The organism is Rhizobium sp. BK112, from assembly GCF_014193215.1.
GTDB classification, from domain to species: domain Bacteria; phylum Pseudomonadota; class Alphaproteobacteria; order Rhizobiales; family Rhizobiaceae; genus Rhizobium; species Rhizobium anhuiense.
On record NZ_JACHYZ010000006.1, the window covers coordinates 267955 to 282760 of the forward strand.

Annotated in this window: 14 protein-coding genes; 8 read left to right on the forward strand and 6 right to left on the reverse strand. The window is 63.2% G+C overall.

From position 1 onward, the window contains the following. Positions 1-72: 72 nt before the first annotated feature. The 5 genes from FHT75_RS18860 to FHT75_RS18880 form a co-directional block, all read right to left on the reverse strand. Positions 73-987 (reverse strand): SMP-30/gluconolactonase/LRE family protein, encoded by a 915-nt coding sequence (locus FHT75_RS18860; protein WP_047612106.1) that lies wholly within the window; start codon positions 985-987, stop codon positions 73-75. A 14-nt stretch (positions 988-1001) separates the two neighbouring features. After that, complete coding sequence (locus FHT75_RS18865; RefSeq protein WP_047612104.1) at positions 1002-1952, reverse strand: ABC transporter permease; 951 nt, start codon at positions 1950-1952, stop codon at positions 1002-1004. Beyond that, positions 1949-2896, reverse strand: a complete 948-nt coding sequence (locus tag FHT75_RS18870) for an ABC transporter permease (protein WP_047612102.1) — start codon at positions 2894-2896, stop codon at positions 1949-1951. The genes FHT75_RS18865 and FHT75_RS18870 overlap by 4 nt, the downstream gene beginning before the upstream one ends. Then, complete coding sequence (locus FHT75_RS18875; RefSeq protein ID WP_047613377.1) at positions 2893-4344, reverse strand: sugar ABC transporter ATP-binding protein; 1452 nt, start codon at positions 4342-4344, stop codon at positions 2893-2895. The genes FHT75_RS18870 and FHT75_RS18875 overlap by 4 nt, the downstream gene beginning before the upstream one ends. Before the next feature lie 72 nt (positions 4345-4416). Then, positions 4417-5433, reverse strand: a complete 1017-nt coding sequence (locus FHT75_RS18880) for an ABC transporter substrate-binding protein (protein WP_047613375.1) — start codon at positions 5431-5433, stop codon at positions 4417-4419. 280 nt (positions 5434-5713) lie between these two features. Between FHT75_RS18880 and FHT75_RS18885 the strand changes: the two genes are divergently transcribed. Both FHT75_RS18885 and FHT75_RS18890 read left to right on the forward strand, forming a co-directional pair. Further along, complete coding sequence (locus FHT75_RS18885; protein WP_028758885.1) at positions 5714-6952, forward strand: sensor histidine kinase; 1239 nt, start codon at positions 5714-5716, stop codon at positions 6950-6952. A gap of 13 nt (positions 6953-6965) precedes the next feature. Continuing rightward, on the forward strand, positions 6966-7688 hold the full coding sequence (locus tag FHT75_RS18890) for a response regulator transcription factor (protein WP_008536437.1): 723 nt from the start codon (positions 6966-6968) through the stop codon (positions 7686-7688). Between the two features lie 21 nt (positions 7689-7709). Here the strand turns inward: FHT75_RS18890 and FHT75_RS18895 are convergent, their stop codons facing one another. Continuing rightward, complete coding sequence (locus FHT75_RS18895) at positions 7710-9035, reverse strand: PLP-dependent aminotransferase family protein (protein ID WP_047612100.1); 1326 nt, start codon at positions 9033-9035, stop codon at positions 7710-7712. 100 nt (positions 9036-9135) lie between these two features. Between FHT75_RS18895 and FHT75_RS18900 the strand changes: the two genes are divergently transcribed. From FHT75_RS18900 to FHT75_RS18925, 6 genes are all read left to right on the forward strand, one after another. Continuing rightward, the gene (locus FHT75_RS18900; protein ID WP_047612094.1) at positions 9136-10098 is read left to right on the forward strand and encodes a nitrate ABC transporter substrate-binding protein; all 963 of its coding nucleotides are present in this window, start codon (positions 9136-9138) and stop codon (positions 10096-10098) included. 75 nt (positions 10099-10173) lie between these two features. After that, positions 10174-11064: an ABC transporter substrate-binding protein gene (locus FHT75_RS18905; RefSeq protein WP_047612092.1), complete on the forward strand. Its 891-nt coding sequence runs from the start codon at positions 10174-10176 to the stop codon at positions 11062-11064. Continuing rightward, positions 11061-11990: an amino acid ABC transporter permease gene (locus FHT75_RS18910; RefSeq protein WP_047612090.1), complete on the forward strand. Its 930-nt coding sequence runs from the start codon at positions 11061-11063 to the stop codon at positions 11988-11990. Before FHT75_RS18905 ends, FHT75_RS18910 begins: the two co-directional genes overlap by 4 nt. After that, positions 11987-12766, forward strand: coding sequence for an amino acid ABC transporter ATP-binding protein (locus FHT75_RS18915; protein WP_028757324.1), 780 nt, complete (start codon positions 11987-11989; stop codon positions 12764-12766). Before FHT75_RS18910 ends, FHT75_RS18915 begins: the two co-directional genes overlap by 4 nt. Positions 12767-12836: 70 nt before the next feature. After that, on the forward strand, positions 12837-14027 hold the full coding sequence (locus FHT75_RS18920) for a M20 aminoacylase family protein (protein WP_047612088.1): 1191 nt from the start codon (positions 12837-12839) through the stop codon (positions 14025-14027). Positions 14028-14160: 133 nt separating this feature from the next. Continuing rightward, positions 14161-14640, forward strand: a complete 480-nt coding sequence (locus FHT75_RS18925; RefSeq protein WP_047613372.1) for an MEKHLA domain-containing protein — start codon at positions 14161-14163, stop codon at positions 14638-14640. Positions 14641-14806 lie beyond the last annotated feature (166 nt).

Here is a 14806-nt window from a genome sequence, read left to right on the forward strand (position 1 = left end):
AAACAAAGAACTGGCTAGCCGCGAACGTTGTCACTGAGGGTCCGCGGTTCGAATACGGTCGAGGCCAAACCCTCACGGCATCTGAGCCCCACTCACAGCAACGTACACCGCATAAACAGACCGTGTTGCCGCAATAAACAGCCGGTTGCGTCTCGGCCCGCCGAAGGTGAGGTTGGCGACGGTTTGGGGGACGCGGATCTTGCCGATCAGTTTGCCTGTGGGGTCGAAGCAATGCACGCCATCGGCGGCACTCGACCAGAGGTTTCCGCTCACGTCGGTGCGGATGCCGTCCGGGATGCCGGTGTCGATGAGGCAGAAAACGCGGCCGTTCGCGAGCCGTTGGCCGTCGACCACGTCGAAAGCGCGGATGTGGCGCGGCAGGTTTTCGTCGTGGCTGGCTGCCGAATCCGCGACGTAGAGGATCGTCTCGTCGGGCGAGAAGGCGAGGCCATTCGGCTGGGTAAAATCGGTGACGACGGCGGAAAGCGCGCCGGTTGCCGGATCGAGCCGGTAGACGTTGCGGGTCGCCTGCTCCGGCTCGGCGCGATAGCCTTCATAGTCGGACATGATGCCGTAGGTGGGATCGGTGAACCAGATCGTGCCGTCCGACTTCACCACCACGTCGTTCGGCGAATTGAGCCTGGCGCCCTCGAAACGATCGGCGAGCACGGTGATCGAGCCGTCGACCTCGGTGCGGGTGACGCGGCGCGTCCCATGTTCGCAGGAAATCAGCCGTCCCTGCCGGTCGCGTGTATGGCCGTTGGTGAAGTTGGAGGGCTGGCGGTAGACGGAGACGCCGGCCTCCGGCGTCCATCGCAGCATGCGCTGGTTGGGAATATCGCTCCATAAGAGCTGGTTCGCATCATTGAACCAGACGGGCCCCTCCGCCCACCGGCAGCCGGAATAGAGTTCGTCGAGACCGGCGCTTGTGACGATCAACTGCCGGAAGCGCGGGTCGTGAATTTCGTAGATGCTGGCCTCGGCCATGGCGGTCTTCCCAATTATCGCATGCCGGCCCGGCGGCCGCCGGCGAGCATGATGACGCTGATGATGATGAGGCCGGTCATGATCAGGCGGATGCCCGCGCCGAGCCCGTAGGTGTTGAGCATGGAGACGACCAGGAACATGAAGAGCGATGCGCCCCAGATGCCCGGAACGTTGGAATCGCCGCCGGCGACCGCCGTGCCGCCGATCACGACGACGGCGATCGACATCAAGAGATATTCCGAGCCCATGTTGAGCGCCGCGCCGCCGGAAAAGCAGGCGAGCAGATAGCCCGCGACCGAGGCAAGAACGGCGCAGAAGAGGTAGGTGACGAAACGCGTGCCGTCGACCGGAATGCCGGCCATGCGGGCTGCCGGCATGCTCTGGCCAATCGCCGAGATCCAGCGCCCATAGATGGTCTTCTCGAGCAGGAACCAGGCCAGCAGCGAGATGAGGAGTGCGACGATCGCCACATTCGGCACGCCGAGCGTGTGCGACGTGGTGAATTCCGCCAGCATGCTCGGCGGCTTGATGCGCAGTCCCCGGTTCGTCCAGATCGCGGCGGACTGCACGATGAAGCTCATGGACAGCGTGGCGATGATCGGCGGAATGCGCAGCGCCTTGATGAGCGCATAGTTGCCGAGGCCGACCACGAGGCCGATGACGATGGCGACGAGAAGACCGGGCAGGATCATGCCGTTTTCGACGTTCATCAGCTTCAGCGCCACCGTGCCGGCAAGCGTCATGGTGGCGGGAACCGAGAGGTCGATATTGCCGGGGCCGAGCGTGATGACGAACATCTGGCCGATGCCGACGATGACCGAGAAGGCCGCGAAGGTGAGGGCTGCCTGCGACAGGCCGAGCGTGCTGGCGCCGAGCGTCACCATGATCGTCAGGAACCAGACGATGAAGGCGGCAAGCCACGACCAGATCCAGGGTTTGCGAAAGAGGCGAAGGAGAGGGGTCATCGGCGCTTCTCCCGCTTTTCCAGGCGGTTCAGCATCAGACGAAGTGCGAGCACGATGATCAGGATTGCGCCCTGAGCCCCGATCTGCCAGTCCGGCGAGATCCGCAGGAAGGAGAGGAACGAGCCGGCGAGCGTCAGCGTCAGCGCGCCGATGACGGCGCCGATCGGGGAGACGCGGCCGCCGATGAACTCACCGCCGCCGAGGATCACGCCGGCGATCGACAGCAGCGTGTAGCGCAGCGCGATATTGGCATCGGCCGAGGTGGTCAGGCCGACAAGGGCAATGCCAGCGAGCACCGCAAAGAGGCCGGCAAGCCCATAGGCGGCAGCGCGCGCCGCGACGATCGACCAGCCGGCGCGCTCGACCGAGCGCTGGTTGCCGCCGATGCCGCGCATCAGCACGCCGAGCGAGGAGCGCATGACGAGGAGATGGGCAACCACGGCGATGACGATGCTGGCGACGATCGCCATCGGCGCCAGCGGCGGCTTGACGGTCATTAGCCAGCGTACCCAATCGGGCGCCTGTCCGCCCGGCGCCGGCAGCAGCAGTACGGCAAGGCCGCCCCAGACGAAGCTCATGCCGAGGGTCACGACGATGGAGGGCAGGTCGCGCAGATAGATGACGACGCCAAGCGCCGCATAGGTTGCGATCGCCCCGGCAAGAATCAGCACGCCCATCAGAGGCGCATCCCGCAGGAAGGTCGCGGTGACGCAGGCGACGAAGCTGACGAATGTGCCCATCGAGAGATCGAGATCGTTCACCGCCATCACGATCATCTGGGCGATCGTCGCCAGCGCGATCGGCACAGCCAGGTTGAACAGCAGGTTGAGTCCGACATAGCTCATGGCGCGCGGCTGCAGCCAGAAGACGGCGGCAAGCAGTAGCGTCAGCGACAAGGCGGGAATGGCAAGACGCATGGCGTCGGACGACAGCCGGACCGTCATGCGGCGACCCCTTCGAAGGAGGCGGCGATGATATTCTTCTCGTTGACGGCGTCGCCGGCGAGTTCGGCCGTGATGCGGCCTTCGCGGAAGACATAGACACGGTCGCAGAGGCGGACCTCGTCCATTTCGGTCGAGTACCAGATGAAGGTCCGGCCATGCGCCGCTTCCTCGCGGATAATCGCGTAGACCTCCTGCTTGGTGCCGACGTCGACGCCGCGCATCGGATCGTCCATCAAGACGACAGGCGCGCGTGTCGCCAGCGCCCGGGCAAAGAGCACCTTCTGCTGGTTGCCGCCGGAAAGCGACAGGATGCGATTGTCCATATCGGGCGTGCGGATCTCGATCCGCCGCTTCCAGTCAGCGCCCTTCGTCTCCTCTTCGCCCGCGCGGATGAGGCCGCGCTGGGAGAGGTCACCGAGCGAGGCGATGGAGAAATTACGCAGGATGCTCCACAGCTCGAAGACGCCGTTGAGGCGTCGGTCGCCGGCGACAAAGGTGACGAGCGGATCGCGCTCCGGCAGCCAATTGCCGGATTGGGCGGCATGCAGGGCGAGCAGCAGCTCGGTCTGCCCGTGGCCGGCCAGACCCGCCAGTCCGATGATCTCACCCTTGCGCGCCGCAAAGGGCAGGCCTTTCGCCTGATGGGAGAGAATGAGCGGGGCGGTGGATTGTTCGCGCGCCGAGCGCTGCTTGGTCTCCTCCTTCGCAACGGTGCCCATCGCTTCCACCAGGCCGTGATGGTCGAAGCCCTGCGCCGGGCGCTCGGCGACGACACGGCCGTCCTTCATGACGACGATGCGATCGGAGGTTTCGAGGATCTCGTGCAGGATATGCGAGATGAAGATGACGGACCCGCCCGTGGCGATGAAGCGGCGGACATGATCGAGCATCTGCCGGGCAAGGCTTGCATCGAGCGACGAAGTGGGTTCGTCGAGGATCACCAGACGCGGCGCAATGCCGGCGTCGGAAAAGGCCATTGATATCTCGACCATCTGCCGCTCGGCGATCGAAAGATCGCCCACAGTCCGGCTGCTGTCGATGCCGTGGCCGGGAAAGACGGCATCGAGGCTTTTCTCGATGATCTCTGCGGCGCGCCTGCGCCAGCCGAAGCCGCCGAGATGGCGATGCATGATACGCGTGTTCTCGACGATCGAAAGATTTGGGCAGAGCGATAGCTCCTGGAAGACGCAGCGCACGCCGCGGGCACGCGCCGCGTTGATACCGTAGCGCTCCAGCCGCTCGCCGTCGCTCGCCACGCTTCCTTCGTGCGGCGTGAGGCCGCCGTTGATCACGCTGACGATGGTGGACTTGCCGGCGCCATTGTGTCCCACCAGCCCGACGCATTCGCCCGGCATGACGCGGAGGGTCACGCCGTCGAGTGCCCTGACCGCGCCGAAGCTCACCTTGGCGCCCTCGACGGCGATCACCGCCTTCAAAACCTCATCCATGCTGCCCGCCATGCCTGCTTCGCAAAGAATGCCGCGCGGCCAATTGCGGCCGCGCGGCAGTCGCCGGGAGATTTACTTTGCCGACTCGATGACCTTGATTGCGTCCGCCTGCGTGTATTCCACATTGGCGACGCCGCCGGCCTGGGTATTGGTGAGGTTGGTTTCGAGATTGTCCTGGTCGATGCGCAGGAAGGGCACGACGAGGTCCTTCTTCACCTCTTTGCCGTCGAGGATCTGCTGCGCCACCCAGAATGCGAGGGTCGAGACGCCGGGCGCGATCGACACAGACATGGTCTCGTAGCCCTTCGCGTCCTTCTGCTCCTTCCACCATTTCAGCTCGTCTTCGCGGTTGCCCATGATGATGATCGGCATCTTCCGATCGGTCGCGGCAATCGCCTGTGCGGCGCCATAACCGTCGCCGCCCTGCGTCACCACGCCGGCGATGTCGGGCAGGCTCGGCAGAATGCCGGCAACAGCCTTCTGCGCCACGTCCTGCGCCCAGTCGCCGTGAACGGAGCCAACAATCTTGAACTGCGGGAATTGCTTGACGCCCTCGTGAATGCCGGCCGAGATCTCGTCATCGACGAAGACACCGGCAAGGCCGCGGATCTCGAGCAGGTTGCCGCCGTCCGGAATCTTCTTCGACAGGTACTCGACTTCGCTGCGGCCCATTTCCTTGAAGTTGACGGCGATCCGCCAGGCGCAGGGTTCGGTCACGATGCCGTCGAAGGAAACGACGGTGATGCCGGCGTCGCAGGCTTCCTTGACCGCACCGTTCAGCGCCGTCGGCGAGGCGGCGTTCAGCACGATGGCGTCATAGCCCTGCAGGATCATGTTCTGGATCTGCGCGGCCTGCTCCGTCGCCTGGTTCTCGGCGGTGGTGAAGGGGTCGGCTGCGGCAACGGTGCCGGCCTTCACGGCCTCGCCCGTCACCTTGCCCCAGCTCGTCAGCATGGCCTGGCGCCACGAGTTGCCGGCATAGTTGTTGGAAAGGGCGATTTTCTTGGCCGACGTGTCGGCAAAGGCGGAAACGGGCATCGCGGCGCAAGCAATAGCGGCCGATGCCAGAAGCATCTTGCGGATTGTCATGTCTTCCTCCCTGATGATCGCGCCGGCGGCGGATCGCTTCACTCCTGCCGGCCCAATCGGGCCCGAGTGAAAATTGTTCTTGCACTGAGCTTCCTCCTCTCAGTAAGGGCAGGATGCGGGAGATCGACCGGCCTGTACAGTGGCAAGGCGGCAAGTCGTTTGCGGGTTTTGCGCAACAAGCTGCGGGTTTACGCAAGACGGCGGCCCTTCCGCGGGCGCTTACTGGGAAGGGATCGCTGCGGGTCGAGGAGCCTGCTGCCATCTCGGGGAGGAACTGACGATGCTGCATCTTTCACCCGCAGTCATGTTCGACCACTATCTCGGCATTTCCCGGCTGCTCGCGGGCCAGCTCGACTTCCGCTCGGCTATCCGTTCCGTCGCCGCCGAGGTCGCCCATATCATCCCGCACGACCATCTCGATGTCTGCGTGCTGCTGGAGGGCGGCAATTACCACACGGCCTACGAGACGGGGATCGAGACCGCCTGGGGCGATCTGGCCGGCGCGCCCGTCGTCAACAGCCCCATCCGCTCGCTGCTCCGGGGCGAGGTGGACTTTCTGCTGGCGGACGACGCCATGACGGATCCGCGTTTCCACTTCGAGGGTGCGTTCAAGCGGCCGATCGTCGAACAATCGCTGAGGAGCCGCCTGCATGTGCCGATGAAGGTGCAGGGCACGATCATCGCGGCACTGTCCTGTTCGTCGCACCGGGCGGGCGTCTATACGATGGAGGATATTGAACGCGCCCGCATCATCGCCGACCTGCTGACGCCCTATTTCTTCGCGCTGCAGGCGGCCGAGCAGGCGCAACGCTCGGCCATCGTCGAGGCCGAAGCCCGCGCCCGCGAGGAGGGATTGCGGCAAGGTGCGCTGAAGCTTACCGAAGCCCTGGAGCAGGAACGCCAACGCATCGGCATGGACCTGCACGACCAAACGCTTGCCGACCTGACGCGGCTTGCCCGGCGGATCGATCGGCTGTCGCGCAACGGCGAAGTGGCGTCCGAGGCACTGGAGCCCGTTTCCCGTTCGCTCCAGCATTGCATGCAGGATCTGCGGCAGATCATCGAGCAGGCGAAACCCTCGGTGCTCCAGCTCTTCGGCCTCGCCCAGGCGATCGAGCATCATCTCGACCGGTCGACCCGCGACACCGGATCGGCCATCGAATGGGGCCTCGTCGACGAGACCCACGGCGCGTTGGAACGACTGGAGCCGACCGTCAGCGTCGCGCTGTTTCGCATCGCCCAGGAAGCGATCAACAATGCGGTGCGCCATGCAGCTCCGCTCACCGTCACGGTGCGGCTCGAGGCCGACGACGAACGGCTGTCGATCGAAATCTTTGACGACGGAACCGGGCTCGCCAAGGCGCGGGGACGGATCGGCGGCGGCATCGACAATATGAAGACCCGGGCGCGGCTGATTTCGGCGCGCTTCACGACCGGGCCTGGCCACAACAATCGCGGCACCGTGGTGCGTGTCGTGCTGCCGCTTGGCCCACATGACCCGGCGAACGGGCCAAACTGAGGAGAAGGGCACGATGAAAGTTCTGATCGTCGAGGACGACCCGCTGCACCGGTCCTATCTGCACGAGGCCGTCAACGCGGCCCTGCCGGAATGCGACACGGTGATCGAGGCGGAGAACGGAACCGTCGGCGAGAAGCTCGCCCGCGACCACAAGTCTGCGCATATCGTCATGGACCTGCAGATGGCGAACCGCAACGGCATCGAGGCGGCGCGCACCATCTGGAAGGAGCGGCCGGAGACCCGCATCCTGTTCTGGTCGAATTATTCGGACGAAGCCTATGTGCGCGGCGTCTCGCGCATCGTGCCGGATGGCGCCGCCTATGGCTATGTGCTGAAGTCCGCCTCCGACGAACGGCTGAAGCTTGCGCTGCGCTCGATCTTCATCGAGAGCCAATGCGTCATCGACCGCGAGGTGCGGGGCCTGCAGCAGAAGAGCCTCGGCCAGACGAACGGCTTCACCGACTCCGAATATGAGATCCTCGTTGATATCGCGCTCGGCCTCACCGACCGGGCCATCGCCAAACGCCGGGGTCTGTCGCTGCGCAGCGTCCAGAACCGCCTGCAACAGCTCTACGACAAGCTCGACGTCTACCAGAGCGCCGGCGACGACCACGAGGACGGCCGCTTCAATCTGCGCGCCCGCGCCGTCACCGTCGCTTTCCTGCGCAAACTGCTGAATTACAGCGCGCTGGAGCGGGCGGAGGCAGAGCTGCAGGAGTGGCTTGACGGAAAGTAGTGTCCCCGCGGCGTCTGCCTTTCACGGCGCATGCGCCAGCGCGATCGCGTCGGCAGCTTCCTCGCAACGATCCACAAGCGTGCTGGTCGCAACGCGAATATGACTGCTGGGCAGGACGGAGAATTTGCTGCCCGGATTGACGGCGATATTGCGTGCGGCGAGCGTCACCATCGCGAATGGTTCGGAGACGACGGGCACCCACAGGCACAGGCCCTGGCCTGGGGGTATCGCCATTCCCCGTTCGCAGAGTGCGTCGGCAAGAGCGTCGCGCCTCTGCTGATAGATCGCGCGCGCCTCGCCGATGAGGCGCCAGGTTGCCGGATCGCGCAACAGCCAGGCGGCGGCACTCTGCAGGATGCGGCTGGTCCAGCCGGCGCTGAAGGAACGGTAGGACTGGATCTGGTCGACGATCGGCGCGGAGCTCGACAGGACGGCGAGCCGCAGATCCGGACCGAGGCTTTTCGAGAGTGAGACGATATGGATCGTCCGCTCCGCAAATCGGCCGCCGAGCGAATGCGGAGGTGCCGCCGACACGTCGCCGACGCCGTCGTCCTCGATGACAAGCGTGTCGCTGCCTTCCAGCACATCTCCGAGCTGATGGAGGCGGGATGCACTGACCGTCGTGCCGGTCACGGAATGCAGCCGCGGCTGGAACAGGAAGGCCGCCGGACGTTGCTGCAACGCCTCGCGCAGCGAATCCGGCAAGGGGCCGTCGCTGTCGCAGGCGACGGGGATGATTTTTACCCCGAGATCTTCCAGGATATCGAGCAGCCGCATCGCGGTCGGATGTTCGATCGCGACTGACGAACCCGGAGAGACCAGCGCATGCAATACCGTATAGACGGCGTTGTAGCCGCCATTGGTGGCCAGAAAGGCTTCCGCCTCATGGGGCCATCGCACAGAAACGGCGTCCTTCAGCTCCGGCACGATACGACTGCGCTCATAGCTGTTGAGGTCGGCGGCTGACGCGCCATAGGCCATGGCTTCGGAAAGGCGGGGAAGAAGTGCAGCATCCGGCCCGGCCAAGGTGAGGTCGAGCACACCTGCGGCATAATTTCCCGAGCTCGCAAGACGCTCCGGCCTGGCGACAAAGCGGTCGCCGCTGACCCAGGTGCCGTTTCGCCCCCGGCCGCTGATAATTTTCTGTCGCCGCAATTCACTCCAGGCCTGGGAGATCGTCGCCGGGCTGACACGCAATTCGTAGGCGATATCGCGGATCGCCGGCATGCGCGTGCCGACCGGCAGGGTGCCGGCGCGGATCAGCGCACTCGTTTCGAGGGCGATCCCCCGGATGCTGCGATCGGCTATTTTTTCGGCAAACCAGGAAGCCTCGACCGTGTCGCCCATTTTTCTCTCACTTTAAATGTTCAATAACGTAATAACATTTGTACTCACCATTTTGAACATTTAATTTCCCGCTCGTCGAGCCATTTCAGTGAGTTTTTGCATGCCTGTGACGCTTCGCATCGCCCTCAGAGACTGGGATTACATGACGCCGCTTGTTCTCGGAGATGTCAGTTCGTCCCGTCTCGACATCAAAGTGGATCGCGTCGGCACGCTGGTCTCCAGCCTTGGCGATGACGAGGCTCATGACGCCGCGGAAATGTCCTTCAGCCGCTATTCGCAGATGCGTCATGACGGCGATGATCGGATATTCGGCATGCCGAACTTCATCATGCGCGGCTTCCGCCATCGCTGCATCATCACCGCCAAGGGCAGCCCGATCCGCACGCTGTCCGATTTGGCCGGCAAGAAGATCGGCGTGACTGGCTGGCGCGATTCCGGAAATACATGGACCCGGGCCGCGCTGCGCCGCGAAGGCGTCGGAGTCGAGGATGCCATGTGGTATGCCGGACGCCTGACGGAGGCCCATCCGATCGCCGACCGGCTCGATGGCTTTGGACGGCCCGGCCGCATCGAGGCGGCCCCCGGCGAGCGCCCGATGGTCGATCTCTTGCTGGATGGCGGGCTGGATGCCGTCTTCACGCCTTTCATGCCGAAGGGTTTTTTCGATCAGGAATCGCCCCTGCGCCAAGTGCTGGATGATTTCCGCGCCGCTGAAGTCGCCTACTTCCACGAGGTCGGTTACGTCCCGGGCATGCATCTGATCGGCTTCAAGGCTGATATCGTCAGGGAGCATCCCTGGATCATAGATGAACTCAGCGGGCTGATCGACGAGTCCCAGCGTCTCTGGCTGGAGAAGCGTGAGAAATATGCCGACACCACGCCCTGGATGATCGACGAATTGCGCCGCTGCGCGGCCGATCTGCCGCCGAACTGGAACGTCAGCGGGCTTGCCGAAAACGAGGCAATGATCGCCGACTTCGCCGAAGAACTTTACGAACAGAAGATCATGCCGCGCCGTTTGACGCCGGCCGAGCTGTTTCCGTGGCACGCCAAGGCCCGGTGAACGAGGCCAGCGAAACTCCCTCACAGGCCTCGACGTTGAATTAACATTTTCGCAAAACCAAAAAAGGGGAATGACATGCATTCGAAACTGATCGCTTCCGCCGCCCTGATGGGCTTGATGATGACGACGTCGGTCTTCGCCGAGGAGTCCGCCGTTGCCAAGCAGACCGTCAACGACGCGCTTCGCGCCCGCCTGCCGGAGAAGATCCGCACGGACGGCAAGATGATCTCCGTCAACAATGGTTCCTTTCCTCCCTATGAGATCGTCACCGGCACGGAACTGACCGGCGCCAGCGCCGATCTGACCGATGCGATCGGCCAGATGCTCGGCGTCACGATCGAGCACGAAACCGTCAGCGGACTGACCGCATTGCTCGCCGGCATCAATTCCGGCCGATACCAGTTCGCCTTCGGCCCGATCGGTGACTTCAAGACCCGTGAAGAGGCCAATGACTTCGTCGACTGGGTTCAGGAATACGTGGTCTTCTCCGTCCAGAAGGGCAATCCGAAGGCCATCGCTTCGCTCGACAGCGCCTGCGGAAATCGCATCGCCGTCATGGCCGGCGGCTCCGCCGAAAAGGTGATCCAGGCCCAGGTCGAAAAGTGCAAGACGGCAGGCAAGCCCGCGCCCGAAGTGCAGTCCTATACGGACCAGCCGAGCTCGATCCTGGCGGTCCGCTCCAAACGCGCCGATGCCTTCTTCTCGTCGCAGGCACCGTTGACCTATTTCGTGTCTCAGGCAAACGGCCAGCTGGAACTGAGCGGCGTCGGCCAGAAGAACGGCTTCGACGATCTCTACCAGGGCGCCGTCGTGCCGAAAGGCTCGCCGCTCGGCCCCGTTCTGCTCGACTCGATCAAGGCCTTGATGGATAACGGCACCTATGCCGCCATCATGAAGAAGTGGGGTCTTGAGAACAACATGATCAAGCAGCCCGGCCTCAATCTTGGTGGAGCCCTGCCGAAATGAGCAATCACGGCGTGACTGCCGCATCGCCTTCGGGCGGTGCGGACTTCCGGGACGTTGCCCACGCCCACAAGCCCTTTCGAACGGGTCGGCTCGTCCTATGGATGGCCGTGCTCCTCATTGCGGCGAACTTTCTGTGGATCGTCGCCCATAACGAGAATTTCGGCTGGCCCGTCGTCGCGGCCTATTTCTTCGATCCGACTGTCATCAGCGGCCTCTATGTCAGCCTGGGCCTGACTGTGATCGCAATGGCCATCGGCATCGTTCTCGGCCTCGGGCTGGCAATCGCCCGGCTGTCGAACGACCGGCTCGCAAGTTCGCTGGCATCGCTGTTCATCTGGTTCTTTCGCGGCACGCCGCTCTTGGTGCAACTGATCTTCTGGTACAATCTCTCGACCCTTTTTCCTGAACTTTCGATCGCCATTCCGTTCGGCCCGACGCTGGCGAGCTGGGAGACCAATTCGGTGATCACGCCGATGACGGCGGCGATCGTCGGTCTTGCCTTGAACGAAGCGGCCTATATGGCCGAGATCATTCGCGGCGGCCTGCTCTCGGTCGATCGCGGCCAGTTCGAGACGGCGGAAGCCTTCGGCATGACCAAGGGCAGGGCGCTGTGGCGGATCATCATTCCGCAGGCGATGCGCTCGATCGTGCCGCCGACGGGCAACCAGCTGATCAGCATGATCAAGGCGACCTCGCTCGTCAGCGTCATCGCCATGGCCGATCTGCTCTATTCCGTCCAGTCGATCTACAATCGCACCTTCGAGATCGTGCCGATGCTGCTTGTCGCGGTCCTCTGGTACCTGTTCATCACCTCGATCCTCAATCTCGGCCAGAGCTATATCGAGGCCTATTACGGCCGCAGCGAACGGCGCAACAATGCCGTCGCCGCCAAATCCGAGACTCTTGTCGAGGAGGCAAGCCATTGACCGCCGCCGCGATTGCAAAGCCGCTCGTCAGAGCCCGCAACGTCCACAAGTCCTTCGACCAGCTCGAAGTGCTGAAGGGGATCGACCTCGACGTCATGCCGGGTGAAGTCGTCGTCGTGCTCGGCCCGTCCGGCTCGGGAAAATCGACCTTCCTGCGCTGCATCAACCATCTCGAAGCGATCAATAAAGGGTTCATCGAAGTCGATGGCGAACAGATCGGCTATCGCCTGCGCAAAGACCGGCTGGAAAAGCTGTCCAGCAACAGGATCGCTCATCAGCGGCGCAAGATCGGCATGGTGTTCCAGCAGTTCAATCTCTATCCGCATATGACGGTGCTGCAGAACATCATCGAGGCCCCGGTCGGCGTGCACGGAGAAAGCCGCAAGGCCGCGACCGAGAACGCCATGCGGCTTTTGGAGCGGGTCGGCCTGTCGGAAAAGGCGGGGAGCTATCCCCGCCAGCTCTCCGGCGGTCAGCAGCAGCGCGTCGCCATCGCCCGTGCCCTTGCGATCAAGCCGAAGCTGATGCTGTTCGACGAACCCACCTCTGCGCTCGACCCGGAGCTCGTCGGCGAAGTCCTGTCCACCATGCGCGATCTCGCCAAACAGGGCCTGACCATGATCGTCGTTACCCACGAGATCGGTTTCGCCCGCGAGGCGGCCGATCGGGTGGTGTTCATGGACGGCGGTAATGTCGTCGAGATGGGCAAGCCCGAGGATGTCATCGGCAATCCGCAACATCCCCGGACCCAGGCCTTTCTCGCCCGTTTTCTCTGAGCGATGTCAGTCGGTTGCTTCGACCCTCGGGCCGGAGCAACGGTTCTTTCGATCAATACTGGATGTTTTCATGCCCACGCTCGACAATGCCTATGCCCGCCTTTCCGATTTCGAAGCCATGGAAGCGGAGTTGAAGGCGACCCGCCAGTACCTGCATGCCCATCCGGAACTCTCCTTCGAAGAGGCGGAAACGGCGCGTTACGTCGCGGAAAAGCTGGAAGGCTGGGGTTATGATGTGACCCGCAATGTCGGTGGCCATGGCGTCGTCGCGCGGCTCAGCGCAGGCCGGGGTAACAAGGGCATCGCCATTCGCGCCGATATGGATGCATTGCCGATCATCGAGGCAACCGGACTTCCCTATGCCAGCAGCACGCCCGGCAAGATGCATGCCTGCGGCCATGACGGCCACACCACTGTGCTGCTTGGGGCGGCCGAATATCTTGCCCGCACCCGTCGCTTCAACGGCACGGTGACGCTGATTTTCCAGCCGGCGGAAGAGGCGGGCAAGAATAGCGGCGCCCAGGCGATGATCGCCGACGGCCTGTTCGAGCGGTTTCCGTTCGACGCCATCTTCGGCCTGCATAATCATCCCGGTGCTCCCGAAGGCACCATCCTGCTGCGATCCGGCCCGATGATGGCGGCGTCCGATACCGTCGAGATTACCATCAAGGGCAAAGGCGGCCATGCCTCACGGCCGCACCTGACCATCGATCCGGTGGTCGTGGCGTGCAACCTCGTCGTCTCGCTGCAGACGATCATCTCGCGCAACCTCGATCCAACCCAGACGGCGGTCATCACCGTCGGTACCATCCATGCCGGCGATGCCGTCAACGTCATTCCGGAATATGCCAAGCTCGCCTTGAGCGTGCGCTCGTTCGAGCCTGGCATTCGCGATCTCTTACAGGAGCGCATCACCAAGCTCGCCCACTCGGTGGCCGAGGGTCACGGTGCTTCGATCGACATCGACTACGATCGCGGCAATCCTGTCGTCGTCAACTCGCCTGCCGAGACGGATTTTGCCCGCATCGTCGCTAGAGAATTAATCGGCGAAGACAAGGTCGCGACCTGCCCGCTCATTCCCGGCAGCGAGGATTTTTCACACTTTCTCGAGCACAAGCCGGGCAGCTTCCTGCGCCTCGGCAACGGCATGAATTCCGCCATTCTGCATAGCCCCAAATATGACTTCGCCGATGCCAGCCTGACGGTCGGTGCGGCAATGTGGGCAAGGCTCGCGGAGCGTTACCTCCGGGACGACACCTGAAATCCCGGATGCCCAGCTTTTACGGCGTCCCATTTGGAGCTTGCACTTTTTTGTAGCGCGAAAGGATTTCCTAGTCCCTTTTCATGCGAGAACTTCCCTTCAGGATCTCTCGTCGCAATCCAGGATGCGCAGCATGATTGCCAACTATCACGACGCCGGACTCGACTTGTCCTGCGATCTCGAATTTTACGCCCTGATGGCGGAAAGCTTCGAACGAAACGTGGGACGCCGCCTGGCGCCGGAGGGCCAAGGGGCCGAATGGCTTTACCACACGTCGCCGGCCGTGGTCCTTGCTCACAACACCGAAGCCGATCCACGCTTCATCTACGCCAACCGTGCGGCCCAGGCCTGCTTTGAATATTCATGGGACGAGTTCATCACTTTGCCGTCGCGTCTTTCCGCAGAGGCGCCGGACCGTGCGGAGCGCGAGAGATTGCTGAATGCCGTGGCAGCCAACGGCTTTATCGCCGACTACCGCGGACTTCGCATCGCCAAGTCAGGGCGGCGTTTCTATATCGAGAAAGCCATCGTCTGGAATCTCGTCGACCGCAACGGACGCCGTCACGGTCAGGCGGCAACGTTCGATTCCTGGCAGGACGAGCAGGTGAGCTGAGCGCTGGTGGTGTTCGACCAGGTTCCTCAACGCCGGCATTCCGTCGCTGTTGGCAGCTGACAATAGCGGACAAGGGACGGTGGCGGCTGGGCAATGCGATGTCGTATATCGCTGAGAGTTAGACAAGCATTGGATAACAGTGCGTTTGTCCAGGATAAGCTTGCCT